25 protein-coding genes and 1 other annotated feature are annotated in these 25,281 nt (G+C 49.1%); of the genes, 16 read left to right on the forward strand and 9 right to left on the reverse strand.

Annotation, left to right across the window (positions count from 1 at the left end):
* Positions 1-4: 4 nt before the first annotated feature.
* Positions 5-706, reverse strand: coding sequence for a GntR family transcriptional regulator (locus BFC17_RS10510; protein WP_070176436.1), 702 nt, complete (start codon positions 704-706; stop codon positions 5-7).
* Between the two features lie 273 nt (positions 707-979).
* On the opposite strand from BFC17_RS10510, the gene BFC17_RS10515 reads away from it, so the two are divergent.
* A complete protein-coding gene (locus BFC17_RS10515) occupies positions 980-2,038 on the forward strand; it encodes an aromatic ring-hydroxylating dioxygenase subunit alpha (protein WP_070176437.1) in 1,059 nt (352 codons plus the stop codon).
* A 1-nt stretch (position 2,039) separates the two neighbouring features.
* Positions 2,040-2,978 carry a PDR/VanB family oxidoreductase gene (locus BFC17_RS10520; RefSeq protein WP_070176438.1) on the forward strand — a complete coding sequence of 313 codons (939 nt, stop codon included), beginning with the start codon at positions 2,040-2,042 and terminating at the stop codon, positions 2,976-2,978.
* A gap of 4 nt (positions 2,979-2,982) precedes the next feature.
* On the opposite strand, the gene BFC17_RS10525 is transcribed toward BFC17_RS10520, so the two are convergent.
* On the reverse strand, positions 2,983-3,849 hold the full coding sequence (locus BFC17_RS10525; RefSeq protein ID WP_070176439.1) for a helix-turn-helix domain-containing protein: 867 nt from the start codon (positions 3,847-3,849) through the stop codon (positions 2,983-2,985).
* Positions 3,850-3,953: 104 nt separating this feature from the next.
* Here BFC17_RS10525 and BFC17_RS10530 point away from each other — a divergent pair, with 104 nt between their 5' ends.
* Together BFC17_RS10530 and BFC17_RS10535 are read left to right on the forward strand one after the other, a co-directional pair.
* Entirely contained in the window at positions 3,954-4,355 is a 402-nt protein-coding gene (locus BFC17_RS10530; RefSeq protein ID WP_070176440.1) for a protocatechuate 3,4-dioxygenase, read from the forward strand.
* Positions 4,348-5,187: a class III extradiol dioxygenase family protein gene (locus BFC17_RS10535; RefSeq protein ID WP_070176441.1), complete on the forward strand. Its 840-nt coding sequence runs from the start codon at positions 4,348-4,350 to the stop codon at positions 5,185-5,187. Before BFC17_RS10530 ends, BFC17_RS10535 begins: the two co-directional genes overlap by 8 nt.
* 178 nt (positions 5,188-5,365) lie before the next feature.
* Here BFC17_RS10535 and BFC17_RS10540 read toward each other — a convergent pair whose 3' ends face one another.
* Together BFC17_RS10540 and BFC17_RS10545 are read right to left on the reverse strand one after the other, a co-directional pair.
* On the reverse strand, positions 5,366-6,010 hold the full coding sequence (locus tag BFC17_RS10540; protein ID WP_070176442.1) for a response regulator transcription factor: 645 nt from the start codon (positions 6,008-6,010) through the stop codon (positions 5,366-5,368).
* A gap of 210 nt (positions 6,011-6,220) precedes the next feature.
* Positions 6,221-8,491, reverse strand: a complete 2,271-nt coding sequence (locus BFC17_RS10545) for a TonB-dependent receptor (protein ID WP_139142054.1) — start codon at positions 8,489-8,491, stop codon at positions 6,221-6,223.
* A gap of 189 nt (positions 8,492-8,680) precedes the next feature.
* On the opposite strand from BFC17_RS10545, the gene BFC17_RS10550 reads away from it, so the two are divergent.
* From BFC17_RS10550 to BFC17_RS10595, 10 genes are all read left to right on the forward strand, one after another.
* Positions 8,681-9,976 carry a GntP family permease gene (locus BFC17_RS10550; RefSeq protein ID WP_070176443.1) on the forward strand — a complete coding sequence of 432 codons (1,296 nt, stop codon included), beginning with the start codon at positions 8,681-8,683 and terminating at the stop codon, positions 9,974-9,976.
* A 9-nt stretch (positions 9,977-9,985) separates the two neighbouring features.
* Positions 9,986-11,173 (forward strand): E22 family MetX-like putative esterase, encoded by a 1,188-nt coding sequence (locus tag BFC17_RS10555; RefSeq protein WP_070176444.1) that lies wholly within the window; start codon positions 9,986-9,988, stop codon positions 11,171-11,173.
* Between the two features lie 15 nt (positions 11,174-11,188).
* On the forward strand, positions 11,189-12,178 hold the full coding sequence (locus BFC17_RS10560; RefSeq protein WP_070176445.1) for an extracellular catalytic domain type 2 short-chain-length polyhydroxyalkanoate depolymerase: 990 nt from the start codon (positions 11,189-11,191) through the stop codon (positions 12,176-12,178).
* Positions 12,179-12,190: 12 nt separating this feature from the next.
* Positions 12,191-12,958: a 3-hydroxybutyrate dehydrogenase gene (locus tag BFC17_RS10565; RefSeq protein ID WP_070176446.1), complete on the forward strand. Its 768-nt coding sequence runs from the start codon at positions 12,191-12,193 to the stop codon at positions 12,956-12,958.
* Positions 12,959-13,059: 101 nt separating this feature from the next.
* A complete protein-coding gene (gene nadK / locus BFC17_RS10570; RefSeq protein ID WP_070176540.1) occupies positions 13,060-13,935 on the forward strand; it encodes an NAD(+) kinase in 876 nt (291 codons plus the stop codon).
* A 147-nt stretch (positions 13,936-14,082) separates the two neighbouring features.
* Positions 14,083-15,141: a carbohydrate porin gene (locus BFC17_RS10575; protein ID WP_070176447.1), complete on the forward strand. Its 1,059-nt coding sequence runs from the start codon at positions 14,083-14,085 to the stop codon at positions 15,139-15,141.
* Between the two features lie 206 nt (positions 15,142-15,347).
* Positions 15,348-17,033: a DNA repair protein RecN gene (gene recN, locus BFC17_RS10580; protein ID WP_070176448.1), complete on the forward strand. Its 1,686-nt coding sequence runs from the start codon at positions 15,348-15,350 to the stop codon at positions 17,031-17,033.
* 153 nt (positions 17,034-17,186) lie between these two features.
* A complete protein-coding gene (locus tag BFC17_RS10585) occupies positions 17,187-17,543 on the forward strand; it encodes an outer membrane protein assembly factor BamE (RefSeq protein ID WP_070176449.1) in 357 nt (118 codons plus the stop codon).
* Between the two features lie 203 nt (positions 17,544-17,746).
* On the forward strand, positions 17,747-18,418 hold the full coding sequence (locus tag BFC17_RS10590) for a DUF4097 family beta strand repeat-containing protein (protein ID WP_083271683.1): 672 nt from the start codon (positions 17,747-17,749) through the stop codon (positions 18,416-18,418).
* Positions 18,418-18,915, forward strand: coding sequence for a glutathione peroxidase (locus BFC17_RS10595; protein WP_070176450.1), 498 nt, complete (start codon positions 18,418-18,420; stop codon positions 18,913-18,915). Before BFC17_RS10590 ends, BFC17_RS10595 begins: the two co-directional genes overlap by 1 nt.
* A gap of 43 nt (positions 18,916-18,958) precedes the next feature.
* Here the strand turns inward: BFC17_RS10595 and rluB are convergent, their stop codons facing one another.
* From rluB to BFC17_RS10620, 5 genes are read right to left on the reverse strand one after another with little or no spacing between them, the layout of a single operon-like run.
* Positions 18,959-19,828: a 23S rRNA pseudouridine(2605) synthase RluB gene (gene rluB, locus BFC17_RS10600; protein WP_070176451.1), complete on the reverse strand. Its 870-nt coding sequence runs from the start codon at positions 19,826-19,828 to the stop codon at positions 18,959-18,961.
* Positions 19,828-20,457, reverse strand: a complete 630-nt coding sequence (scpB, locus tag BFC17_RS10605; RefSeq protein WP_070176452.1) for an SMC-Scp complex subunit ScpB — start codon at positions 20,455-20,457, stop codon at positions 19,828-19,830. The genes rluB and scpB overlap by 1 nt, the downstream gene beginning before the upstream one ends.
* Positions 20,444-21,289 (reverse strand): segregation and condensation protein A, encoded by an 846-nt coding sequence (locus BFC17_RS10610; protein WP_070176453.1) that lies wholly within the window; start codon positions 21,287-21,289, stop codon positions 20,444-20,446. The genes scpB and BFC17_RS10610 overlap by 14 nt, the downstream gene beginning before the upstream one ends.
* 37 nt (positions 21,290-21,326) lie before the next feature.
* Positions 21,327-21,947 carry an L-threonylcarbamoyladenylate synthase gene (locus BFC17_RS10615; RefSeq protein WP_070176454.1) on the reverse strand — a complete coding sequence of 207 codons (621 nt, stop codon included), beginning with the start codon at positions 21,945-21,947 and terminating at the stop codon, positions 21,327-21,329.
* Between the two features lie 21 nt (positions 21,948-21,968).
* Complete coding sequence (locus tag BFC17_RS10620; RefSeq protein ID WP_070176455.1) at positions 21,969-22,811, reverse strand: PHP domain-containing protein; 843 nt, start codon at positions 22,809-22,811, stop codon at positions 21,969-21,971.
* 159 nt (positions 22,812-22,970) lie between these two features.
* Positions 22,971-23,063, forward strand: a sequence feature (Trp leader region).
* Positions 23,064-23,086: 23 nt separating this feature from the next.
* Between BFC17_RS10620 and BFC17_RS10625 the strand changes: the two genes are divergently transcribed.
* Together BFC17_RS10625 and BFC17_RS10630 are read left to right on the forward strand one after the other, a co-directional pair.
* The gene (locus BFC17_RS10625) at positions 23,087-24,679 is read left to right on the forward strand and encodes an anthranilate synthase component 1 (protein ID WP_070176456.1); all 1,593 of its coding nucleotides are present in this window, start codon (positions 23,087-23,089) and stop codon (positions 24,677-24,679) included.
* The gene (locus tag BFC17_RS10630; protein ID WP_070176457.1) at positions 24,679-25,281 is read left to right on the forward strand and encodes an aminodeoxychorismate/anthranilate synthase component II; all 603 of its coding nucleotides are present in this window, start codon (positions 24,679-24,681) and stop codon (positions 25,279-25,281) included. The genes BFC17_RS10625 and BFC17_RS10630 overlap by 1 nt, the downstream gene beginning before the upstream one ends.

The raw sequence follows: 25,281 nt of genomic DNA on the forward strand, positions 1-25,281 counted from the left end.
CCGACTATTCAGAACGAATAGTTTTGGATGGCCCGCTGGTTGAAAGTTGCTCGTAGCTGTTAAGCGCGGCCTGGGCATGCTCTTTCATCAGCGCTTCGGCGCGAGCACCCTGCCCGGCTATCAACGCCTGCACAATGGCATGATGTTGTTGGTGTGCATAATACAGGCGTTCGTATTCGCGGTCAGTTTGTTCCGGGTTGAATACCAGCGCATTAACGGATGCCATGGGCAGATGTTCATTTATCTGCAATGCCATGGCGATGGCATTATTCTGACTCCCTTTTACCAGACAATCATGAAACTGCCGGTTTATCTCTACATAGGCCTGAATTTTCTCTTCATTAAATGTGCGCTCAACAAATAACGCATCCCCCGCTGTTAAACACTGCTTCAGGGGTTCAATCAGAGAGTCAGCCAGGCCTTTCTCGACAATTTGCCGTACTGCCAGGCCCTCCAGTACACCGCGAACCTCAACGGAGCCAGCAATCTCATCACCGGTAATCTGCCGCACCTGATAACCACGACGGGGTAACTGAGTCAGCAGCCCTTCCTGCTCCAGCGCGCGAAAGGCAATTCGCACTGGTGTACGCGACACACCCAGCATTTCGGCGGTTGGGATTTCAGCCAGCCGGTCACCTTGTTTAAGCGCGCCGGATAGAATTTTATCGCGCAAAATACTTAATACAGCATGTTTGTCTTTTTTCATTAACCCTGGTCCCGCAACGTACTATTCAGGCTATCTGCCGCTCTGCATAGCCGTATTCTGCGATGTAATCTATGTGTAAACAAGCACTTCATCCGGTGGTATCTTCTCACAAAATGGATCCCAAAATATCTATTACTTCCCATTCAGGCGTAATTTCACGGCGCAAAAGCAAAAAATTGGATCCAAAAACAACAAAAACACTAGAAACATAATATTAACATTGTTAACATTGGATCCAATTTAAAGGTTTAGCCACTATGAGGATCCTCACCTATGAGTCATTTTATCCGCAATGCATGGTATGTTGCCGCTACCAGTGATGAAATCAATACCAGCCAACCTCTGGGCAGGACGATCTGCAATATTCAAATTGCTTTCTACCGTGACAGCAAACAACAGATTCAGGCGGTTGAGGATTTTTGTCCACACCGTGGTGCCCCGTTATCACTGGGCTATGTAGAAGGTGACAATCTGGTATGCGGCTATCACGGTCTGCAAATGGGCGCCGATGGCAAAACCCGCAGTATGCCCAGTCAGCGGGTGGAAAACTTCCCTTGTATCAAACCGGTTCCGGTGGTTGAGCGCTATGGTTTTATCTGGATCTGGCCGGGCGACAAAGATGCCGCAGACGACAGTTTAATTCCGGTACTGGAATGGGCATTGGATCCAAAATGGGCCTATGGTGGCGGTATTTATTACATCAAGTGCGATTATCGTCTGATGATCGACAACCTGATGGACCTGACCCATGAAACCTATGTACACGCCAGCTCTATTGGTCAGAAAGAAATTGATGAAACGCCGGTAAAAACCACCATGGAAAACGGTCAGGTGGTCACCAGTCGCTTTATGGAAAACATATTACCCCCGCCGTTCTGGCAAAATGGCCTGAGTGCCAACGACCTGCCTACCGATCAACCGGTTGATCGCTGGCAGATATGCCGCTTTGATTTACCCAGTCATGTGATGATTGAAGTAGGTGTTGCTATGGCAGGTAAAGGCGGTTATCACGCACCGGCCGATCAGAAAGCCAGCAGTATCGTGGTGGATTTCATCACGCCGGAAACCGATGGCACCATGTGGTATTTCTGGGGTATGGCGCGTAATTTTAAAGCCGACGATAACGCATTAACCGCATCCATTCAGGAAGGTCAGGGCAAGATCTTTGCTGAAGATCTGGAAATTCTGGAACGCCAGCAACAAAACCTTAACCGTTTCCCGGACCGTCAGTTGCTCAAACTGGATATTGACGCCGGCGGCGTGCAAGCAAGGCGGATGATTGAGCGCACCATGAAAAAAGAACAACCCTCTACAGCAAACGGAGCAGCCTGATATGTTGCAGGTTAAGGTAACCAGTAAAGAGCAACTCACACCGAGAACCGTGAAACTCACCCTGGCATCCACCACTGGCGAGGCCCTGCCGCGCTGGCAGGCTGGCGCGCATATCGACCTGTTCTTACCAGGCAATATGATTCGCCAGTATTCGTTGTTCGGCGAGCTTGATGCCGCAACTTATTCAATTGCCGTGCAGCTTGAACCTGCCGGTAAAGGTGGCTCTAAGTATATCCACGAGGCGCTGACAACCGGCAGCGAGCTCACCATTAGTGAGCCGCGCAATCACTTTCCGCTCGCGAGCGGCAATGCCCCCTGCGTATTTCTGGCTGCGGGCATTGGTATCACACCGTTTTTGCCGATGATAGAAACCTGCGTGGCCAGCGAGCGTCCTTTTACCCTGCACTATGCCTTCAGCAACTCAGGCGATAACCTGCTGCCGCCGGAGATTATGGCCCGGCCAGAAGTTCACCTGCATGACAAAGCAACTAAGCAAGTGCGGTTAAATATCGCTGACGTACTGCGCGCGGCTAAGCCTAATAGTGATGTCTATGTGTGCGGGCCCAATGGCTTTATCAATGATGTGCTCACAATGGCTGCGCAACAGGGGATCCCGGCGGAACGTCTGCACCGGGAGTTCTTCAGTGCTGAACCTATCGATCACACCAACGACGGCAGTTTTGAGGTAGAAATTGCCAGCACGGGGCAAATTATTCCGGTGAGGAAAGATGAGTCGATGCTTGAAGCGCTCGAGGACAACGGACTTTTTGTGCCAGTGTCCTGCGAAGAAGGGGTTTGTGGTACCTGTGTCACTCGCTTACTCGGTGGTGAGGCGGATCACAAAGATGTGTTCTTAACCGATAAGGAAAAAGCGCAGATGGACCAGGTAGCGGTGTGTTGTTCACGCGCCAAAAGCCCGCGTTTAATTCTGGATCTCTAACGCCTTAAGACTGGCTTTCCCGCCGGTATGCTGCGGGGCTCAGCCCCGTATGCCGCTTAAAGAATTTATTAAAATAGCCGGGCTCGCTGAAACCCAGCCGTTCGGCAATCTCGGCCACTGCGATATCACTGAATATCAGATACCGCTTGGCCTCACTTAGTAACGTCTGATGCACCAGCGCCAGCGCGTTCGACTGGTAATATTGCTGACAAATCTGATTCAGATGCGCCTGACTCACGCCAATTTGGCCTGCATACCAGCTTACCTTGTGCTGCTGCGCGAAGTGCTGGCGAATCAACTGCTGAAACTGCCTGAGCTTGCGCTCTGGTTTACTAAAGCCCCCTTCCTCGTTGCGTGCCGGTTGCATACGATGCATCACAATCAACAGCTGTTGTAACAGCGCCTGCAGCATACTGCTTTGATGGGGCGACGATGCGCTGGCCTCCTGCTGGATAGCCTGACAAATGGTGAGTAATGGCTTACTAAAGGCCATGTGAACGGCTAGCACAAAGGCTTCGGTCAGCGGTTTTGCACTCTCTCCTATGTTTTGTTCAACCTGTCTGAGCATGGGCGTTGCCACCGATAATACCGTTCCCTGTGAATTTGCCTGCCAGTCAAAACCGTGCATCACGCCATCCGGAATATACAGTAAAGCAGGCGCATCAATACGATGATGTTCACCGTCTAACTGCACGTCTACTCCGCCCTCGGTTAGCAGAAATATCTGGGTGATCTGTTTATGCCGATGGGGATGAATCTTCCATTCATGCCGGGCACTTCGCTGGGTGAGCGGTTCGCAGTATAAAAAGGTCTGATGCAGAAAACTGCCCTTCTCACCATACAGATCGACAAACTCTAAATTTCCCGACATTTTTATTACAATCTAAAAAATTAACCATTAAATAACTAATTTAACCCTTATAAAGCAAAAATATCTACATAAAATACAATTATTCAACAATAAAGGGGCTCACCATGAACTGGTCTAAGCAGGACTACGATGACATTCCCGGCACCTATGTGTTCGACGGGCAACGGGCGCATCCGGCCTATGCAATCAATAAATTGTTATACACCTTCAACGATGAAGCCTGCCGTGCTGAGTTCGACGCAGACCCGGCGGCATACTGCGACAAAATGGGCGTGACCGGCGCTTACAAAGAAGCAGTGCTGGCACAGGATTTTCTGGGGCTGTTGCGATTGGGGGCCAATATCTATTTTCTGGCCAAAATGTGTATCCCTCGTGGTGTTTCCGTGCAGGACGCCGGGGCGGCATTTCAGGGCATCACCACCGAAGAATTTCAACAGCGTTTGCTTGATAAAGGCAACGGTTTAAGCGACATCCTGGCAAAACGAGGAGATTACTGGAATGGCTAAAATTATTGGTGGTATCACCAGCTCACATATTCCCGCCGTAGGCAATGCCATCTCCCAGGGGTTAACCCAGGAGCCCTACTGGAAGCGCTTTTTTGATGGTTATGAACCGGCTAAAGCCTGGTTAAAAGAAGCCAAACCGGATCTGGTGATTGTGGTATACAACGATCACGGCTTAAATTTCTTTTTGGATAAGATGCCAACCTTTGCCTTAGGTTGTGCCGACATCTACGAAAACGCCGATGAAGGTTGGGGATTAAAACCTACGGCACCGTTTACCGGCGATGCAAAACTGTCGTGGCATATCGCGCAATCCTTAATTGACCAGGAATTCGACATTTGTACTTGTCAGGAAATGAAAGTGGATCATGGTTTTGTTAACCCCATCCGTGCGCTGTTTGGCGATCACGTTGATTGGCCGGTAAAAGCCATTCCACTGGCTGTTAACACCGTTCAGCATCCGGTGCCCTCTGCCGCACGCTGCCTTAAACTGGGTAAAGCATTGGGTAAAGCCCTGGAGTCCTATCCGGAGGATACGCGGGTGGTAATTTTAGGTACCGGTGGTATGTCGCATCAGCTGCAAGGTGAGCGTGCCGGCATTATTGACGTGGAATTCGATTTAGAATGCATGGATAAAATCGCTACCGATCCTGAGTGGATGACGCAGTTCTCCAATGCTGAGATCATTCGCCGGGCTGGCAGTGAGGGTATCGAAACCATCATGTGGTTGGTTATGCGTGGCGCCTTAAAGGATGATGCAGCAGTACTACACAAGCATTACCATGCGCCAATCTCTAACACCGGTGCCGGCGTACTGGTGCTGGATAATCAGTAATACGTGCTCTGACTTGTCACTGGCCGTGCGTTTGATTGCGGCTGGTGATTTATACCAATCCTTCTAGATGAGCGGCATCAGTCACTTTTGATTTGGCGTCATCAAACCGGCAAATGACTTCTTTGTCAGTCGACATGAAATCTCGCGCTGAGTGAGCACCTATCCAGGCGGATTGGTATTACTCTTCCATATTCATCATTTGTTTAAACAGCACACCTGCCTGAGTGCGGTTTATGACTTCGAGTTTGCGCAATACCGCCGAAGCGTGCTGCTTTACCGTAGATTCAGATATCTCCAGCTCGTAGGCGATCTGTTTATTGAGCAAACCATCTGCCATCATTTTCAGCACTTTAAACTGATGGGGAGTGAGCTGAGCAAGGCGGTCAGCAAAGGCCTTTTCCTGCTTGTTTTCAAGTCTTTCGATTGCATCGTTAATGTTATCCGGCAGCCACTGCTCACCATCGAGAACGCGATTAACGGCTTGGGCAATTTCCACCAGCGGGGTGGATTTTGGAATGTACCCACTCGCGCCTAAATCAATGGCTTTGCGGATTAACACCGGGTCTTCCTCTGCCGAGACAATAACCACCAGCACACCAGGAAATTGCGTGCGTAAAGTGCTTAACCCGGTCAGCCCTTCGTTACCCGGCATGTTTAAATCTAAAAATACCAACTCTAGCGACTCGTCAGCCTCAATGGCTTCATACGCTTCTGAAAATGAGGCAACCTCAGTAATGCTGTCACCCACAATATCAACCAACGCCTGGCGCATGGCGGCGCGAAATAGCGGATGATCATCGGCAATTAAAGCTCTGGCGTCCATAATCGGCTTATTCGTTAATATTTTGTTCAAATAGTTACTTAAAACGATAGTGACATCAAGTTGAAAAAGGCGACAAACGCCGCCTCAGTGCGATGATTCAGTCTCGTTTCTTTGCGTTAACACTCTGCAGGCTGTTTACAAACGTCACGAGCGAATAGAGTACAGTAGTTTGTCAACAGCCTGCCTGAGGCGGCGTACGCCGCCTTCAGTTTAGAACCGATAGCTTACCGATAAGTGTACGGTGCGCGGATCGCCATAGTAACCCACCAGCGTGGTATCACCGCCCAGGCCTGGCAATAAGTTACCATCGTCATCACGGCCGCCGGTAAAGTTATAGCCACCAACGCGATACTCTTCGTCGGTCAGGTTTTTAGCATGTAAACCAACCTGCCAGTCGCCGTCTTCGCTGTACCAGGTTACGCTGGCGTTCACCAATCCATACCCCTCTTGGGCTAACAGCGGATCAGGTGATTCAAACAGTTCATAATCGTCACGGTAGTAGTAATTGGCATTAAAGATAACATCGCCTATGCCGGTGGTCAGCACATAGTTGGCGGCAAAGTTCATGGTGTATTCAGGCGTATTCGAGATAACAAAGTTATCAGACAAGTCGATTGGATTGCCGGCAGCATCAACCGAGCGCACTTCGGTAAAGCTTGCATCGATAGTCCCCAGCGAGCCTGACAATGTTAAGGCATCCGTTACTACGTAAGTGATTTCCACTTCAAGTCCCGATGCATCAGATTCACCTACGTTAGCAATACGCTGAGTGGGCTGTGCAAGGTCGTCAGAAGGCACGTTTACCACATACTGACGATCGGTGTAGTCGAGCCAGAACGCCGTGGCATTTAATCTGAAATTATCCGACAGGTCTGTTTTTACCCCCAGCTCATAAGAGTTAACCTCTTCTGGTGCGGCAGGCTCCTGGTAAAATGTTGCCCGCGGGTTATACATGCCCGACTTAAAGCCCTGCGAGAAACTGGCATAGAACATGGTATCGTCTGAATACTGGTATTCTACCCCTAAACGAGGCGTCACCCTTGACCAGGATTCACTGTCATCTATCACCGTATTACCTACATCATCCGGGCGTACATAACCATCCACCCAACCAGAATAGGGATATGCCGGGCCAATTCGCGTTGCGGCATTAACCACCCCGTCTTTTTTGTCGTTGGTATAACGTAATCCGGCAGTCAGTGACCATTTATCGGTAAAATCGTAACTCACCTGGCCATAGGCGGCATAACTCTCGGTATCGGTACAACCGCTTTGCTCAATTGAAATACCAAATGCGACTAAATAGGCATCGTAGATACCGCAGGCCTCGGCGTCGTAATAATACACACCAGAGACAAAGGTCAGGTCCTCGCCAACGAAGTTAAGCTGCACTTCCTGACTGAACTGTTTATCGTTGTATTCGGCCGGTGTATCAAAGATTGGAATTGGTGTGCTGTCAAAGTCGATATTGGTTGGCGAATCACCTTTACGTTTGGCGGTAATGGATTTTAGTGACCAGCTATCGTTCAGGTTCCAGTCAACCGTCAGGCTCATACCTTCAAGCTCAACTTTGTTCCAGGTTGGTAAGCTGCTGTAAGAGTCATATACGCTATCCGGAGATGGAGCATTCGCGCCCGGAATAATACTGTCTACCAGGCGGTAACCGCCTTTTGCGTTAGAGTCGTCGGTAGTTTTGTCGTAGTTAAACCGTAAAAACAAATCTTCGCTAGCCTGATATTCAAGAGTCAGGCGACCGGCCAGAATATCCTTGTTATAGTTTTCGTCATCCTGCCCTTCAGGCACGCTTAAAAACTTACCAAAGCCATCCCGTTGTAATGAAGCCACGGCAAGTCCAAGATACAGTTTGTCGGTCAGCGGAATTTGACCGCTTAATTTAAGGTCACGTTGTGATGCAGTTCCCACAGTAGCTTTGACGGCGAATTCAGCATCACCACTCATTTTTTTAGTGATGTATTTAACCGCACCACCAATTGTATTTTTGCCATAGAGCGTACCTTGTGGTCCGCGCAGGACCTCAATGCGCTCAACATCGTAAAGGTCAAGTACCGCACCCTGAGGCCGTGCAATATAGACATCATCGATGTAAATACCAACCCCTGGCTCAAATCCCCATACCGGATCCTGTTGGCCTACGCCACGAATAAACGCGGTTAATGTTGAGTTTGTGCCACGACTAACCTGAAGCGTGGTATTAGGCGAAAACTGTTGAATTTCTGTTAAATTTTCTATTCCCTTCTCCAGTAATTCTGCTTCACCAAGCGACGTAATGGCTACCGGTACTTCCTGTAAACTCTCAACAGTCCGACGGGCGGTCACTTCAATTTTTTCCAGTTTGCCTTTTTCAGGCGCGCCTTCAGAATCTTGCGCCACAGCTGCGTTTGAGCCTAAGCAAGCCAATGTAACAGCAGTAGCACAAAGTGTACGGGTAAAATTCATTGTATAACCGGATGTGTGTTTCATAGGGTGTCCCTTGTTTTAGTAAGTCAACAAAATCTTTCTGAAGAACGCGGTCGAAATAACTGTAGAGTTTTTTAACAATTTCGTAACTAGTACCATCGTACTATGGGCAGATTTACGTTTGCGGGTCACACTTTGCTCCATTCCTGAAGAGTCTGCGGTCACAGATTTCAATCAAAGGAAAGTAACATTATGTTTAGTTTACTCGGACTGGTTGGTGGACTAGGACTGCTTATCGTACTCACTATCCGCGGTATGAATTTATTCATTGCCGCGCCGCTGTGTGCGTTGCTTGTTGCCTTAACAAGCGGCCTTCCCCTGTTCACCGGCGACGCAAATTTCGTCACCACTTATATGAGTGGCTTCGCAGGTTTTATCTCCGCCTGGTTTTTTATGTTTTTACTCGGGGCGATTTTTGGCAAATTCATGGAAGATACCGGTGCAGCAGACTCCGTTGCCCGCTGGATTGTAGGCAAACTCGGCTTTAAACATGCCGTTGTCGCAGTGGTGTTGGCCTGCGCGATTTTAACCTACGGTGGTGTCAGCCTGTTTGTGGTGGCCTTCTCGGTGTACCCCATGGCGCTTAGTCTGTTTAAGGATGCCAACCTGCCACGGCGCTTTATACCTGCGACCATGGCCTTTGGTTCGGTAACCTTTACCATGACCTCCGCCGGCTCGCCGGAAATCCAGAACTGGATCCCGATTAAATACCTGGGTACCTCACCGTTTGCCGGTTGGGAAGTCAGTCTGGTAGTGGCAATATTTATGGCGTCATTTGGCTACTGGTGGCTTAAACGCATGATTGGCAAAGCCATTGCCAAAGGTGAAACCTTTGAAGCTCGCGCCTCGGACCCGAAAGTGCCCGTGCGTGATTTACCTCACCCGTTAACCGGGGTTGTGCCTCTGGTAGTGGTATTAGTTTTAAGCTTCTGGCTGCACGAGTCACTGGCACAACTGGCGCTGATTGTTGCGCTGTCCGGTGGCGTATTAACCCTGATGCTGATTAACTTTCAGTACTTCCACGACCTGTCCAAAGCGGTTAACAGCGGCACCACTGGCGCCCTCGTCGCCATAGGTAATACTGCTGCGGTAGTAGGATTTGGTTCAATTGCCAAAAATACTGAGGCTTTTCAGGCTACGGTAGAAGTAATGGCGAACCTGCCCGGAAACGAACTGATTGGCGCGGCCGTTGCCGTTAGTGTTATCGCTGGGTTAACCGGTTCGGCATCCGGCGGACAGGCTATCGTGTTACCGCTGATTGGCCAGCACTATATCGACCGTGGTGTTGAACCGGAAGAGTTGCACCGTATTGTGGCTATCTCCTCTGGCGCTCTGGACTCTTTGCCGCATAATGGTTACGTTGTGACTACGATTCGGGCAATTTGTCATGAAACCCATAAAGCCGCTTATGGTGCGGTGGCAGCGCTTACGGTGGTAGTGCCGCTCATTGGTGTGGCAATGGCCATTGCACTGTTCAGTTTCTTTTAAGGAGTGACCATGGCACGGATAGTTGCGTTATGTGTGGCATTGCTGCTGGTATTACCTGCTTGTGCAGCCAATGAGGTAGCGCCATTACTCACAACCAAGCAACGCTTTAGCATGCCAGCCTACACGACGGTCGGTGGCCGCACCATAGAGTCGTTGCAAGTAGGTTGGGAAAGCTACGGTAAGCTGAATCAGGCCCGGGACAATGTTATTTTGATCACCCATTACTTTTCTGCCAATTCCCATGCGGCGGGTAAATATCATCCTGATGATGCTACCTCCGGCTACTGGGATGCGATTATTGGCCCCGGTAAAGCGATTGATACCAATCAGTATTTTGTGATCAGTGTGGATAGCCTGGCCAATCTGAATGCCAACGATCCCAGCGTGATCACTACCGGTCCTTCAAGCATAAACCCTGATACTGGCAAGCCTTATGGTCTTGACTTTCCGGTGGTGACCATCAAGGATTTTGTTAATGTGCAAAAAGCCGTGTTAGAAAGCCTGGGCATTAGCAAACTTCACGCGGTTATCGGGCCATCCATGGGCTCCATGCAGGCACTGGAATGGGCAGCCAGTTATCCGGATTGGGTTCCCCGCATGATTTCAGTCATCGGCAGCGGAGACAGTGACGCCTGGACCACGGCCGCCCTTGAACAATGGGCGATTCCCATTCGCCTGGATAAACACTGGCAGGACGGTGACTACTACAATAGCCAGCCCCCCGTTGATGGTCTGGCCGCTTCACTGATGTTAATTACCCAACAGGCCTTGCACCCGTTATATTTTAATCAGCAGGGTGAAACGCTGAATTATCATCCGCTGGAAACGGGGCCACTCAGCAGCATCCGGGAGTCTCACAGTATTGTGAACTGGTTAACCCAACGCGCCCGTACCCGGGCTCAGAAAATGGATGCTAACCATTTGCTTTATCTGGTTAGGGCCTGTCAGCTTTTTCTGGCGGGTCATGGCGACTCACTGCAACAAAGTATGCGTTCGGTAAAAGCAAAAACCCTGTTTTTGCCGGCCGAAAACGATTTACTGTTAATGCCGTACATGGCTCAAAAAGCCCATGATGCATTGTTAAAACAAGGCAAAAACAGCCGCTATGAAGAATTAGAAGGTAATCTGGGGCATTTTGACGGCGTCGTTAACATGCAACAAAAAGCCGAACTGATTCGGTCATTTTTGCAACATTAACAAGGACACAATACAATGAAAAAGGCATTCCCTCCCGTGCTTGGTGCTGCGCTCGCTGTTTTCAGCTATCACAGTGCAGCCGAACCGTTGCAACTGGATACCCGGGATATTACGGTTTCCGGATTATCATCCGGTGGCTATATGGCCACACAGTTTCATCTGGCTAACAGTGACAAGGTTTCCGGCGCTGCCATGCTGGCCTCCGGGCCTTATTATTGTGCGCAAAACGATATTGCCGTTGCCTTAGGCCAATGCGTTGACAAAGTAACCACACCGCTGGATATCAAAGCCCTTAGCGCTCAGGCCAATGCCTGGGCAAAAGCCGGTAAAATTCCACCACTGGAAAATTTAAAAGACGACAAAGTGTGGTTACTCCACGGTACCGCCGACACGCGGGTAAACTCGGCAGTAAGCGATGCATTGTATCAACAGTATCAACAATGGGTGCCAGCAGAGCAGTTAACCTACGTTAACAACAAACCTTTTGCCCATGTATTTCCTACGCTGGATGCCGGAAAAAGTTGTCTTGATGCAGCTTCTCCGTATATTGGCAAATGTGAATACGATGCGGCAGGCGCCTTGCTGACCGCACTTCTGGGTGAACTAAATAGCCCTGATGACGTATTAACCGGTGAGGTAATCACCATTGATCAACAGGAGATTGCCGGAGATAACGCCAGCACCCTTGCTGACGAAGGCTATGCTTATATTCCAGAGTCCTGCCGTAATGGAGAAGCCTGCCGCATACATATTAGTTTCCATGGTTGCAATCAGTATGCAGAAGCCGTTGATATGGCCTATGTTGAACAGGCCGGTCTGAACCGTTGGGCCGACGATAACCATTTGGTGGTACTTTACCCACAAACCCGAAAATCGTTAATTATGCCGATGAATCCACAGGGTTGCTGGGATTGGTGGGGTTACACATCAGATACTTATGCAACCAGCGAAGGGCCGCAAATTAAAGCGGTGAACGCATTTATTGAATTTCTGGCAACACGCTAAGGATTATTTTCTATGTCATCTTACAATATTTTTATTACCGGCGGTGCCAGTGGCATCGGTTATGGAATTGCTGAGTTTCTGGGTGCCCAGGGACATACTATTTTAGTGGCGGATATCAACCTTGAAGCCGCGAAAGAAGCTTGTCAAAAACTGGCCGGAAAAGACATTAAAGCGCTACCGGTTGAAATAGACGTCACCAATGCAGAACAGGTTGCCGCGCTGCCCGGCCAGTTAAAAGATACACCAGTGGATATTCTGGTGAATAATGCGGGTATTCAGCACGTGTCTAAAATTGAAGATTTCCCACCGGAAAAATGGCAAATGCTAATCAACATCATGTTGGTGGGACCAGCCCTGCTAACTCAGGCATTTATGCCTGGCATGCGTGAAAAGAATTTTGGCCGCATCATCAACATTGGCTCAATTCACTCTGTGGTTGCCTCGCCGTTTAAATCGGCCTATGTCGCAGCAAAACACGGTTTATTAGGTTTTTCTAAAACCATCGCACTGGAAACCGGCGACGCTAATATCACCATTAACACGATTTGCCCGGCTTACGTAAAAACGCCACTGGTAGAAAAACAAATTGCTTCACAGGCTAAAGAAAACGGCATTACCGAAGAAGAAGTAGTGAATAAAATCATGCTGGAACCGATGCCTAAGAAACAATTTATCAGCCTTGAAGAACTGGGCGAAACTGCTGCCTTTTTAATGAGTAGTAGCGCCCGTAATATTACCGGTCAAACCATGATTTTAGACGGCGGCTGGACCGCCAGATAAACACCTTTGAGATAAGCCGGAGGTGATATTAGCGCCTCCGGCTTTATTTTGCGCATCAGGTTATGGTAATGTCGCCTCAGGAAGTGGGGAAGACTAAAAACATGCCATACAACACCGTTGGATTGATCGGTAAAGCGGCCCACGAAGGTGCCCATGTAAGCCTCAACGCGTTAGCTGACTATCTGCGCGCCAAACAATGTACCATTCTTGTTGAAGAAAACGTTGCCCAGGAGATGGAAGGCGACGACTTTACTGTTTGCGATCTCGTTACTATTGGTAAACAGGCAGACCTGGCGGTGGTAGTTGGTGGTGATGGTAATATGCTCGGCGCTGCCCGGGTTTTGTCCCGCTTCAACATTCACGTGGTTGGTGTAAACCGCGGTAACTTAGGTTTTCTTACCGATATTCACCCGGATGAAGTCATCCAGCAAATGGACCTCATTTATAACGGTGAAACCATGGTTGAACAGCGCTTTCTGCTGGAAGTGGAAGTGTACCGCCATGAACAGCTGAAAAGTAATAACTCGGCCGTTAACGAGGTTGTTTTACACCACGGTAAAGTTGCCCACATGACCGAGTTCGAAGTCTTCATCGACGATCAGTTTGTCTTTAGTCAACGCTCGGATGGCCTGATTGTAGCCACCCCTACCGGCTCAACAGCCTACTCGCTCTCTGGCGGCGGGCCCATTCTTATGCCGCATCTTGATGCCCTGACCCTGGTGCCCATGTTCCCCCATACCTTAAGTAGTCGTCCGATTGTAGTGGACTCCAACAGCACGATTTCCATGCGGGTGTCTAAAGCCAATGCCGACAGTGTGCAGGTCAGTTGCGATAGCCACATCGTTTTACCGGCCCTGCCTGGTGATGAAATAAGGGTCAGAAAAAGTAACGACCGTTTATCATTAGTCCATCCTGCCGGTTACAGTTATTTTAACGTATTGCGTAAAAAACTGGGCTGGGGCAGCAAACTGTTTTAATAAAACCTGACGCGAACGCGAAAGGCCCGTAAAAATTACCCTAAAGTGTATCTGTACAGACCGGTGTTCTTTACGCTAGTCTGATGATTAGTGGGCTGATTTTTGTTCAGCTATTTTTTTGTAACGGACTAAACCACTACACCAGCTATGGATACACCGCCTGATTTACCCGAACTGTACGCCGAAGTCATTGTAGATTCCTTTGCTAACGTCCATGGCGGACGTAAGCAGTCAGAAGCCCTGTTGTATTTTGCTAACCTTGGAGCACATTACCAGTTCGATTCCGGACTCTTTCTCACCGGCGAATTGTGGCTCACAGACAACCAGTCTATCTCTGATATTGTTGGCGATGAACAAGGTATCAGTAGCATTGAAGCCAGTGAAGCCGGGCTGCATATAGGCCAGTTAGCGGTAGGCTTTGAGAGCCAGTCAGTTTCTGTGCTGCTGGGTGTGTATGATATTAACTACTATTTTGACGTGCTTGAGAGCGCCAATTTGTTTGTCCATAGTGCTTTTGGCATGGGGTCGGTGTTTGGAATTAGCGGCCCTAACGGACCCAGTACCTATCCACAGCCGGGCCTGACTGGCAGGGTTGGCTATCGCTGGGACAATCATTTTTTGCAGGTTGCCATGGCTGATGGTGAACCTGGCGACCCCTTATTTTACTATCATACCGCTTCCCAGGAAGAGAAACGCATTAACCTGATGCTGGTGGGCGAATACAACTACGAAACAGACAACAGTAAAATCATCGCTGGCTGGTGGGGCTATAACGACGATTCAGTGGTGTTAGAAAACGCCGGCACCGCCAATGGCAAGAATACCGGTGTTTACTTGCGTGGTGAGTATAACTTTAACCCCGGCTCCCACAGCAACAACTTTACCCTGTTTAGCCGGATCGGCACCGGCGCCAGCAAGTTTAATTTTTTCGATGAGTTTTACTCCGTTGGTATCACCATGAACAGCGATTTAATCAGCATAGCTGACGAGCAAATGGGCCTGGCTATTGCACATGCCAGAACTTCAGATAAACGTATGCCGCAATACGGCAGTGCCGAAACGGCACTGGAACTGACCTATTCACTGGCTTTTCATAACGGTTTTACCTTACAGCCAAGCCTGCAGTGGATAGGCTCACCCGGCGCCGCTAAAGGGGCTTCAGATGCGATTATCTGTGGATTACGGTTTAGCTGGAGTGCGCCCTGATCCCTGTTCCCTGCCACCTGATAAAGAAAGGTAATACCCGCATCAGTAAAGTGCTACCTGACATCATCTTAAAATATTATTTTCCTATACATATCAGTCAATTAAAGATTCCAGCAAGATAAATAAATAAAACCGTATTTAACTTAACCAAAATACTGTATATCCTTACACATACTGTATGTTTATATAGCTTTCACAGGACGCCCATGTTATCCCATTTATCGGTTAAAAATTTTGCTGTAGTAAAAGAAATTAATATTGCTTTTGAAGCCGGCATGACGGCGGTAACAGGTGAAACCGGCGCGGGTAAATCCATTGCCATTGACGCGCTGAGTTTGTGTCTGGGCGAGCGAGCCGATGCATCAGCCGTGAGAAAAGGCGCCGATAAGGCAGAAATTATTGCCTATTTTTCGTTACTGGATGCTCCCCTTGCCCGGAACTGGCTGGATGAAAACGAAATGGTCCTGGATGACGATCCCAATACCTGTTTTATCCGCCGTTTAATTTCTAAAGAAGGACGCTCCAAGGCATTTATTAACGGTGTACCGGTTGCCTTACAACAACTTAAACAGCTCGGGCAGTTCTTACTGGCCATACATGGGCAAAACACGCATTTGCAGCTGCTTAAAGACGATGTGCAAAGAAAACTGCTGGATGATTACGCCGAACACGCCGGCTTACTGAAACACATCGAGCAGAGTTACAAGCTTTGGCAAACGTTAGCCAAAGAGCTGGTGACACTGGAACAAGCCGCCCAGCAGCGCGCCGACCGCGAACAGTTGTTAAGCTATCAGGTTACCGAACTGGATGACTTTGCCCTGGCCGAAGGGGAGTTTGCCGAGCTGGAAGCCGAGCACAAGCGTTTAAGTAACGGTCAGACACTGCTTGAAGAAGCCCAGAAAAGCTTTTATCACCTGTACGAAGCAGATGAATTTAATGCATTGTCGGCCATTCAAACCAGCATTGATAAACTCAGCGGCTTAGAGGAACATGACCCAGCCCTGACGCCAATTGTAGCCATGCTGAATGAAGCTGCTATTCAGGTAGAAGAGTCAGCACACGAACTACGCAGCTACTGTGATCAGTTGGAAATCGACCCGCTGCGGTTACAGCAGGTAGAAAAACGCTATGCCCAGGCAATGGAATTTGCCAGAAAGCACCAGGTAATGCCTGAGGAGCTTTGTCAGCATCATCAGCAACTGGCCGCAGAGCTGGCAGGCCTGAGTGCAGATACAGAAAGACTAACAGCGCTGAGCGAAGAACTGGAGCAAGCCCATGGCGACTACCTGACTGCCAGCGAAAAACTGTCGAAGAGTCGCTCTTTGGCTGCGGTTAAACTTGCCGAACAGGTGCAAACGCAAATTCGTACGCTAAATATGCCACACGCGGAGTTTACAATAGAAGTCAGCTACAACCAGCAGGCGCGACCTACTTCTATGGGCATGGATACGGTTTCCATGAAAGTTTCAACCAATCCGGGGCAGCCTCAGGATCGTTTGGATAAAGTGGTCTCCGGCGGTGAGCTGTCACGCATTGGTTTAGCTTTACAGGTAATTAGCCGCGATACCAGCCTGACGCCTACCATGATTTTTGATGAAGTAGACACCGGCATCAGCGGTCCGACAGCCTCGATTGTGGGACAGTTACTAAGACGCCTGGGCAAAGAAAATCAGGTGATGTGTGTAACTCACTTACCACAGGTCGCGGCACAGGCGCATAACCAGTTATTTGTAACCAAAACCACCGAAAGTAACGAGACCCAAACGCATATTCTGGCGCTTACCGAACAGGCAAGAATTGACGAGCTGGCAAGGTTGCTGGCGGGAGATAAAATAACGCCTAACGCACTGGCGAATGCCAAAGAATTACTTGATAATGCCACAGCGAACTAAATTGCAAAGTGTGGGTCAAAGTTGACGTGCCAGTGCAGAGCGATTAGCATGCTCGGCACTGATTGCGTCTGCAAAGCGCCCTTTAAGACTGAGGGTAGAGTTTGCAAACAAAATAATAACCACACTTACTGTAAAAATTGGATTTCTCTGTTAATGAAGCTGTCTTACCTGATTGTTGTGCTTTCACTTACATTTTTGTCAACTGCCTGTTCTAACTGGATTTATCGTATTGATATTCCACAGGGAAACTTTTTGGATGAGCAGGATGTGAAAAAGCTTCGCATCGGCATGACTAAAGAGCAGGTGGAGTTTGTTTTAGGCAGACCTATCCTGAAAGACGCTTTTGATAATGATACCTGGTATTACTACTACGAAATGAAGCGCGGTATGGAAAAGCGCGGTGAGGATTTCGAAAAAAATCTGGTTATCAACTTTGTGGATAATAAGCTCGACACCGTCGAGAGTGATTTTGAGTTATCAGAAGACTTCAATACACCTCTGGAACAGTAACAACGTCTTTTCGTCATTGCTTCCCGGATAGCCCGTCTAAGAAGCAATGACAACCCGCTCTGCTGCAATACTCTTGCAAATAAATGCCCCGTAACATCAGTTCTAAGCTTTAAGCCTGACATATTTTGCAAATATTTAGTCTTACGATACACACAAATGCTCATGTTATGGTGTACCCATATTTAGCATTCTGAAGAAAAACTATGGAAATCCGTTCTCTAAAACCTATTAGCGCGATATTGACTGCCCTTATCGTTAGCGCATCGCTGTCTGGCTGTGTGATTAACGTAGGAGGTCATAGTTCCGCAGATTACCATGGCGACGTGACCAAAGTCTTTGGCGGTATTGATATTGGCGAAAATCGTCAGTCAGGCGATCTGACCACGGTCAATGGCAATATCTCGCTGCGCGACAATGTAACAGCCGAGGAATTAACCACAGTTAATGGCAGCGTTACTATCGGTGACTTCTGCGAAATTGATGGTGTCACAGTAGTGAATGGTGACATTGAGGCCGGGAAAATGCTGGTTTCCCATGATGGCATGGAGTCAGTCAATGGTGATATCAGCCTGGCCCCCGGTGCCAGGGTAGACGGCAGCCTCACTAGTGTAAACGGCGATATATCGGTGGCTGACATTCAGCTCACTGGCAGTATAGAAACAGCGAACGGGGATATTATGATTACCGGTAACAGCCTGATTAAGGGTGATATCGTATATGATGATCCAGAGAACAATGATAGCCACTCTACCCCTGAGTTAACCATTGATGAAAGCGTACAACTGGACGGTGAAATTATTTTAAAACGGGACGTTGTGCTGCATATTCCGGCGACAATGCAGAGCAAAGTCCGCTATCAGAGCACCGCAATGTAATGACCATAACACGCCCCTCTTTTGACAATATCGCCATTACCACGCCACAGGGTGAGAATACGGAAATGGCGCACTATCACGACAAAGTACTGTTGATAGTTAACACCGCCAGTAAGTGCGGGTTTACGCCCCAGTACGAAGGTCTGGAAACAACCTATCAGAAATATAAGGAAAAGGGCCTGGAAATTCTGGCTTTCCCCTGTAATCAGTTTGGCCAGCAGGAACCAGGGGATGACAACAGCATTCAGTCATTTTGCGGTATCAATTACAACATTACTTTTCCGGTAATGAAAAAAATTGAGGTCAATGGCTCTGACGCCAGCCCGCTCTACAAATACCTGAAAGCTGCAGCGCCCGGTCTCTTTGGCACCAAAGCAATAAAATGGAATTTCACCAAGTTCTTAATCAGTAAGGACCGCACTGCCATTAAGCGCTATGGGCCACAAGTGACGCCCGAAGCCATTCAGCAGGACATTGAAGCATTTCTGGCAAGGTAGATGAATAAGCAGCCTGCCGACTTAGCAGGCTGCGAAGAAGTGATTAAAACTGACGGCGCTGATGAACGCGTTCTTTACGAATTTTGTGTTTTTTAACCGAACGACGCATGCGGCTTAAACGGGCGTGATCCAGTTTGGTCTGACGCTCATCCACCATGCTTTCATTTTCCGCAGGTAACTGCACCATATTCCGTAATGCGTTTACATCACTCAGCGGCAACTCGACCCAAGCGCCCTGAGGCAACCGTTTCTGCAACTCAATCGGTCCATAGCGAACCCGGATCAGACGACTAACCTGGCAATCCTGCGTTTCCCACAAGCGGCGAACTTCACGATTACGGCCTTCTTCCAGGGTAACATTAAACCAGTTATTTATGCTCTCATCATCCGAAGACTGACGAGGCTTGATGGTGGTAAAGCGGGCAAGGCCATCTTCCAGTTGCACGCCTTTTCGCAATAGCTGCAACGCTTTTGGTGTTACTTCACCAAAAATGCGGACTGCGTATTCACGCTCTACTTTACAACGCGGGTGCATCAGGCGATTAGCCAATTCCCCATCGTTAGTAAACAGCAGTAACCCACTGGTATTAATATCCAGACGGCCTACGGCAATCCAGCGTCCCTGACTGATAGTCGGTAACCGATCGAAAACGGTACTGCGCCCTTCAGGATCGATACGGGTACACAACTCGCCTTCCGGCTTGTTGTACATCAGTACCCGACAAACCGGTGCTTCGGTCGTGCGGGATACCATGTGGCCATCGACTCGGATTTGCGCAGTGACATCCACACGATCACCCAACTTGGCAACGGTTCCGTTAACCGAGACCCGACCTTGCTCAATCCAGCGTTCCATTTCACGGCGTGAACCCATGCCATGGTTGGCGAGAACCTTCTGTAATTTCTCTGTCATTAGTGTATTGACTCTTTATGGTTGTCGCTATCACCCGCCGCTTCCTGACTGGTTTCAGTATGCAGAACATGCGTACTGTTCTGGCTGGCATCCAATGCAGCCATAAAGTCATCGGCATTAGGTAAGTCACTGAGTGACTTCAGCGAAAAATAATCTAAAAATTGTTTGGTCGTGGCATACAGGGCTGGCCGTCCGGGTACTTCTTTATGGCCTACCACTTTAATCCACTCTCGTTCTGTCAGCGTCTTGATAATATTGCTGCTGACCGCTACACCACGCACCTGCTCTATCTCCCCCCGGGTTATGGGTTGACGATAAGCAATCAGGGCCAGGGTTTCCAGCATTGCCCGCGAGTATTTTGGACTGGTTTCCTGCCACAGACGACTTAGCCAGGGGCTAAGACTATCCAGCGACTGAAAACGATAGCCACTGGCTACTTCAACCAGCTGGATACCGCGGGGCGCGTAATCGAGTGTTAATGCTTTCAGGGCTGATTGTATCGCTTTATCACTGACGGTGAAATCAGCCAGTACGGTATTTTTTAATTTATCCACGGATACCGGTTGATCCGACACAAAGATCGTGGCTTCAATCAGTTGTTTAAGCTGTTCAGCGTTAATTTTCTTCATGGTCTTCAAAACTACCCAGTTTCACATGAATTCGAGCAAAGGGACCAGCCTGCACCAGTCTGATAGTTTGCCCTTTTACCAGTTCCAGGATCGCCAGGAAGGTCACTACAGCGCCGGCCCGCCCTTCTTCGGCAGTAAACAATGCTTCCATTGGGGTAAATTCCTCCCGGGTAAGCATTTGCAAAATTTTACTCATCCGCTCACGGGTACTCAGCGCTTCAGGGGCAATGTGATGATGTTCAAAAGCCGCCGCACGCTGCATGGCGGCAGAAAAGGCGATAACCAGTTCCTGTAACGACACGTCGGGCTGAATGATGACAGGTTTTACCTCTGCCGAGGGGTCAACATTCACCTTGTATAAATCCCGCTCCATTCGCGGCTGCAAGTCGAGGTCTTCCGCGGCTTGCTTAATAAGCTCATATTCCTGTAAGCGTCTTATCAGTGCAGCACGAGGATCTTCTTCATCGTCTTCATCATCACTGCGACTAGGTAACAACAAACGGGATTTAATCTCGGCAAGAATGGCTGCCATCAGCAGATATTCAGCGGCCAGTTCCAGCTTTAGGGTTTGCATTACACCGACGTATTCCATGTACTGGCGGGTAATTTCCGCTACAGGCATGGTGGTGATATCAAACTTTTGCTTACGGATAAGATACAGCAATAAATCCAACGGCCCTTCGAACGACTCCAGAATAACTTCCAGCGCCTCTGGCGGAATATATAAATCCTCCGGCTTTTCAATCACCGCTTCGCCATTTACAAACGCTAGCGGCAGCGGTTGCTGTACCGGCGTGGAGAGCGTGGACTGGTTTTCGTCGCTGTTACTCATGCAGTGCTCATTCTGTGCAGTTTATAAAAACCGGTGGCTACAGGAAAGGCGCAGTATCGCCACTGCCTTCACGCACTACCACGGGTTCATCTTCGCTTAAATCAATAACCGTAGTAGGCTGCTCGCCCAGATAGCCACCGTGGATTATCAGGCCTACCTGCTTTTCCAGCTTGTCACGAATTTCATCCGGATCGGACTCCGCCAGCGACTGCCCCGGCAGAATAAGCGAGGTAGACATTAACGGCTCGTTAAGCTCTTCCAACAGTGCCAGCGCAATCACGTTGTCAGGCACACGGATACCGATGGTTTTACGCTTTGGGTTTTGTAAGCGCTTAGGCACTTCCCGCGTGGCTTTTAAAATAAACGTGTACGGACCCGGCGTGTTGTTTTTCAACATCCGAAACGCCACGTTATCCACCTTGGCATAAACCGACAGCTCAGACATGTCGCGGCACATTAACGAGAAGTTGTGCTCATTGCCGATTTGGCGGATGCGACAAAGCTGATCCAGGGCTTTTTTATCTTCCATCTGACAGCCGATGGCATAGCCTGAATCGGTTGGGTAGACCACCACTTCGCCCTGGCGGATTAACTCAGCCGCCTGCTTAATCAAGCGGGACTGAGGGTTATCGGGGTGAACGTAAAAAAACTGACTCATAACAGTGTCCTTAAGTGAGGATTAACTCACAGTTAAATTCCAGTCATGCCAAACCGGGCGTAATGTCTCTGACTTTAACTGACAACGACCCAGTTCTGTCCACCGTCCGGGAAAATGAAAATCCGAACCTGCCGATGCCAGCAACTGATGCTCGGCCACAATGGACTGCAATAAGGCTTGTTTATCGGTACTCATACCGGGAAAGACCGCTTCAACGGCATCGCCGCCCGCTTCGCTGAACTCGTTGATCAGACGGCGTAACCATTTGGTCGTCATGTCGTAATGAATAGGATGGGCAAGTACTGCGCGGCCGCCTGCGGCCTGAATTACCTCTACAGCACGGGCTATCTCTGGCCACTGGGCTTTTACCGCTGCGCGCTTACCTTTACCTAAATAAAGCTTAAATGCTTTTTCTAAAGTGCCTACACCAAAATTATCCACCAGCACCCGGGCAAAATGGGCGCGGGTGATCTGACCAACACCGGCATAACGACGCGCCCTTTCCAGCGTGCCTTCAAAGCCGCATTTAGTGAGCTTTTCGGCGATTTTCGCTGCTCGTTCTTCACGCTTTTGCTGCTGTTCTGCTAAGAATGCTTGCAACACCGGGTGCTGAGTATCGATACCCAAACCCACCACATGTATTTCAAAACTGTGCCAGCTCGTGGAAATCTCCACCCCATCCACCAGCTTTAACGCCGGGTAATATTTGCTGGCCGCCGCGTGGGCATCAGCCAGACCATTGGTGGTATCGTGATCGGTAATGGCCAGTACATTTACCTGCATGGTCTGGGCTCGCTGTATCAGCTCTGTTGGCGTTAGTCGCCCGTCGGAAAAAGTCGTATGACTGTGCAGGTCAATTTTCATGTAATTTCAAATTTATGGTTGACACAAATAGGTTTTTGTTTTCTTCTATAGCACAGTATACGGATTGAATGCTTCGATGCCTATCGAAGTTATCAAATAAAACAACGAGACAGAGAACTAATGCTTAAACAACCACAACAACGCGCCGTAACGGCAACTATCTGGTGGTGGCACTCCCTTCGATAACGGGCGGTGTGAGCGTTAGTGCGCAGAACAAACAAAAAAGGCCCGTAATGTTACGGGCCTTTTTTTTAATTTTTAACCGGAGAAAAAAGATGAGTTTGGCCGAATTAGGCATGGTCCCGGGAAAAGTGGAAACCATTGAAAGAACAGCAACCTACGTCAACGATCCTTTGGCTGCGTTTGCTCAGTTGTGCGGCGAAAAGCCCCATGCATTACTGCTGGAATCGGCAGAGATCGACAGTAAGGACAATCTGCAAAGCTTACTGATGGTTGATGGCGCATTACGCTTTGAATGCCGGGGCCAGCAAGTCACCATTAAAGCTCTGAGCGCTAATGGTAAGGGGCTGTTACCTCTGTTCAGTGAACACTGCCCTGCCGACCTGCACTGCAACACCATCAATGAGGATGAAATCAGCTTATCCTGCCACGCGGATACCGCCAATCTTGACGAAGACTCCCGGTTAAAATCCACCAGCGTTTTTGATGTTTTACGTATGGTGATCAAGCAAATCACCCCATTACGGGATCATCAGCATGCGGTATTTTTAGGTGGCGTGTTTGCCTATGACTTACTGGCCACCTTTGAAGAACTGCCGGAAGTAGGTGAAGGGGGCAACGACTGTGCAGACTATGTGTTCTATCTGGCCGAAACGCTGATCACCTTCGATCATCAAACCCGACAGGCCCGCCTGCTGGGCAGTGTGTTCAGCGGCAGTGAAGTAGCCACCAGCTATTTTGCCATTGCCCAGCGGCTTGAAGCACTGTGCTCAGAACTGCAGGATCTGGCACCGCTTGACCTTTCTCCGGTAGCCATTAACGAATCCACAGAGCTTAAGGTCGATAAATCAGATGAAGAATACTGTAACGATGTACTGACCTTAAAGGAGCATATTCTGGCCGGCGACATTTTCCAGGTTGTCCCCTCCAGAACCTTCTCACTGCCCTGCCCCGCTCCACTCACTGCCTACGCTGCCCTGAAAGTACAAAACCCCAGCCCCTACATGTTTTACATGCAGGACGCAGAATTTACGATTTTTGGCGCATCGCCTGAATCGGCCATCAAGTACACCGCAGAAACCAACGTGGTAGAAATATACCCGATTGCTGGTACCCGTCCACGCGGTAAACGCCCTAACGGCGAAATAGACCACGATATGGACAGCCGCATTGAGCTGGACTTACGCGAAGATCAGAAAGAAAAAGCCGAGCACCTGATGCTGGTCGATCTGGCGCGTAATGATGTGGCCAAGGTATCTGAGCCGGGTACCCGCTACGTAAAAGATTTACTCAAAGTAGACCGCTATTCCCACGTGATGCACCTGGTATCCCGCGTGATCGGCCAGTTACGCCATGACCTGGATGCCCTGCATGCTTATCAGGCCTGTATGAATATGGGTACTTTAAGCGGAGCTCCTAAAGTGAGCGCTGCCACCCTGATTCGCAAGGTGGAAAAACAGCGCCGCGGCAGTTACGGCGGTGCAGTGGGTTACCTCAACAATGACGGCGATATGGACACCTGTATTGTTATTCGCTCGGCATTTGTTAAAAACGGCCGCGCCTACATTCAGGCTGGTGCGGGTGTCGTTTATGATTCTGACCCACAGGCCGAAGCTAACGAAACCCGGGGCAAAGCGCAGGCGGTTATTAACGCCGTTAAATCTTCATTGGTACAAGGAGACGCATAATGAGCCAGCCGATCACCGTATTCCTGTTAGATAACGTCGACTCCTTTACCTATAACCTGGTAGATGAGCTGCGCACTATGGATCTGAACATTGTGGTGTACCGCAATAATGTTAAAGCCGAAATGTTATTTGAAAAAATGCAACAGCAGGCTAAAAGCGGACCGGTTTTATTGCTATTATCCCCGGGTCCTGGCGCCCCCCATGAAGCTGGCTGCATGCCTGAACTGTTAAAAATGGTTCAGGGGCACTTTCCGGTTCTGGGTATTTGCCTGGGTCACCAGGCTATCGTTGCCCATTATGGTGGTACCGTTGGCCGGGCTGAAGACGTGATGCACGGTAAATCATCGGCAATCACCCATACCGGTGAAGCGATGTTTGCCGGTATGCCGCAGCCAATGCCGGTAGCCCGTTATCACTCACTGATGGCATTAACGTTGCCCGAAGGGCTTACGCCATTAGCCAAAGTCGGCACTACTGTAATGGCGGTGTATCAGGCCGAGGACAAAATGCTTGGATTCCAGTTCCATCCGGAGTCCATTCTGACAGCAGAAGGCAGCCGCCTGCTGCTACAAAGTATTCATTACCTGACCAAAGAGGTTTAA

Source organism: Marisediminitalea lipolytica, assembly GCF_001758465.1.
In the GTDB taxonomy this organism is placed as follows: domain Bacteria; phylum Pseudomonadota; class Gammaproteobacteria; order Enterobacterales; family Alteromonadaceae; genus Alteromonas; species Alteromonas lipolytica.

Excerpts from the sequence above, each read along its gene's own strand:
- BFC17_RS10560 (WP_070176445.1), top strand. The coding sequence starts at position 11,189 with ATGAAAAAGGCATTCCCTCCCGTGCTTGGTGCTGCGCTCGCTGTTTTC.
- BFC17_RS10520 (WP_070176438.1), top strand. The coding sequence starts at position 2,040 with ATGTTGCAGGTTAAGGTAACCAGTAAAGAGCAACTCACACCGAGAACC.
- BFC17_RS10585 (WP_070176449.1), top strand. The coding sequence starts at position 17,187 with ATGAAGCTGTCTTACCTGATTGTTGTGCTTTCACTTACATTTTTGTCA.
- BFC17_RS10525 (WP_070176439.1), bottom strand. The coding sequence starts at position 3,849 with ATGTCGGGAAATTTAGAGTTTGTCGATCTGTATGGTGAGAAGGGCAGT.
- BFC17_RS10620 (WP_070176455.1), bottom strand. The coding sequence starts at position 22,811 with ATGAAAATTGACCTGCACAGTCATACGACTTTTTCCGACGGGCGACTA.
- rluB (WP_070176451.1), bottom strand. The coding sequence starts at position 19,828 with ATGACAGAGAAATTACAGAAGGTTCTCGCCAACCATGGCATGGGTTCA.
- scpB (WP_070176452.1), bottom strand. The coding sequence starts at position 20,457 with ATGAAGAAAATTAACGCTGAACAGCTTAAACAACTGATTGAAGCCACG.
- BFC17_RS10540 (WP_070176442.1), bottom strand. The coding sequence starts at position 6,010 with ATGGACGCCAGAGCTTTAATTGCCGATGATCATCCGCTATTTCGCGCC.
- recN (WP_070176448.1), top strand. The coding sequence starts at position 15,348 with ATGTTATCCCATTTATCGGTTAAAAATTTTGCTGTAGTAAAAGAAATT.
- BFC17_RS10535 (WP_070176441.1), top strand. The coding sequence starts at position 4,348 with ATGGCTAAAATTATTGGTGGTATCACCAGCTCACATATTCCCGCCGTA.
- BFC17_RS10565 (WP_070176446.1), top strand. The coding sequence starts at position 12,191 with ATGTCATCTTACAATATTTTTATTACCGGCGGTGCCAGTGGCATCGGT.
- BFC17_RS10590 (WP_083271683.1), top strand. The coding sequence starts at position 17,747 with ATGGAAATCCGTTCTCTAAAACCTATTAGCGCGATATTGACTGCCCTT.
- BFC17_RS10595 (WP_070176450.1), top strand. The coding sequence starts at position 18,418 with ATGACCATAACACGCCCCTCTTTTGACAATATCGCCATTACCACGCCA.
- BFC17_RS10550 (WP_070176443.1), top strand. The coding sequence starts at position 8,681 with ATGTTTAGTTTACTCGGACTGGTTGGTGGACTAGGACTGCTTATCGTA.
- BFC17_RS10515 (WP_070176437.1), top strand. The coding sequence starts at position 980 with ATGAGTCATTTTATCCGCAATGCATGGTATGTTGCCGCTACCAGTGAT.
- BFC17_RS10610 (WP_070176453.1), bottom strand. The coding sequence starts at position 21,289 with ATGAGTAACAGCGACGAAAACCAGTCCACGCTCTCCACGCCGGTACAG.
- BFC17_RS10625 (WP_070176456.1), top strand. The coding sequence starts at position 23,087 with ATGAGTTTGGCCGAATTAGGCATGGTCCCGGGAAAAGTGGAAACCATT.
- BFC17_RS10630 (WP_070176457.1), top strand. The coding sequence starts at position 24,679 with ATGAGCCAGCCGATCACCGTATTCCTGTTAGATAACGTCGACTCCTTT.
- BFC17_RS10510 (WP_070176436.1), bottom strand. The coding sequence starts at position 706 with ATGAAAAAAGACAAACATGCTGTATTAAGTATTTTGCGCGATAAAATT.
- BFC17_RS10545 (WP_139142054.1), bottom strand. The coding sequence starts at position 8,491 with ATGAAACACACATCCGGTTATACAATGAATTTTACCCGTACACTTTGT.
- BFC17_RS10615 (WP_070176454.1), bottom strand. The coding sequence starts at position 21,947 with ATGAGTCAGTTTTTTTACGTTCACCCCGATAACCCTCAGTCCCGCTTG.
- BFC17_RS10575 (WP_070176447.1), top strand. The coding sequence starts at position 14,083 with ATGGATACACCGCCTGATTTACCCGAACTGTACGCCGAAGTCATTGTA.
- BFC17_RS10555 (WP_070176444.1), top strand. The coding sequence starts at position 9,986 with ATGGCACGGATAGTTGCGTTATGTGTGGCATTGCTGCTGGTATTACCT.
- BFC17_RS10530 (WP_070176440.1), top strand. The coding sequence starts at position 3,954 with ATGAACTGGTCTAAGCAGGACTACGATGACATTCCCGGCACCTATGTG.
- nadK (WP_070176540.1), top strand. The coding sequence starts at position 13,060 with ATGCCATACAACACCGTTGGATTGATCGGTAAAGCGGCCCACGAAGGT.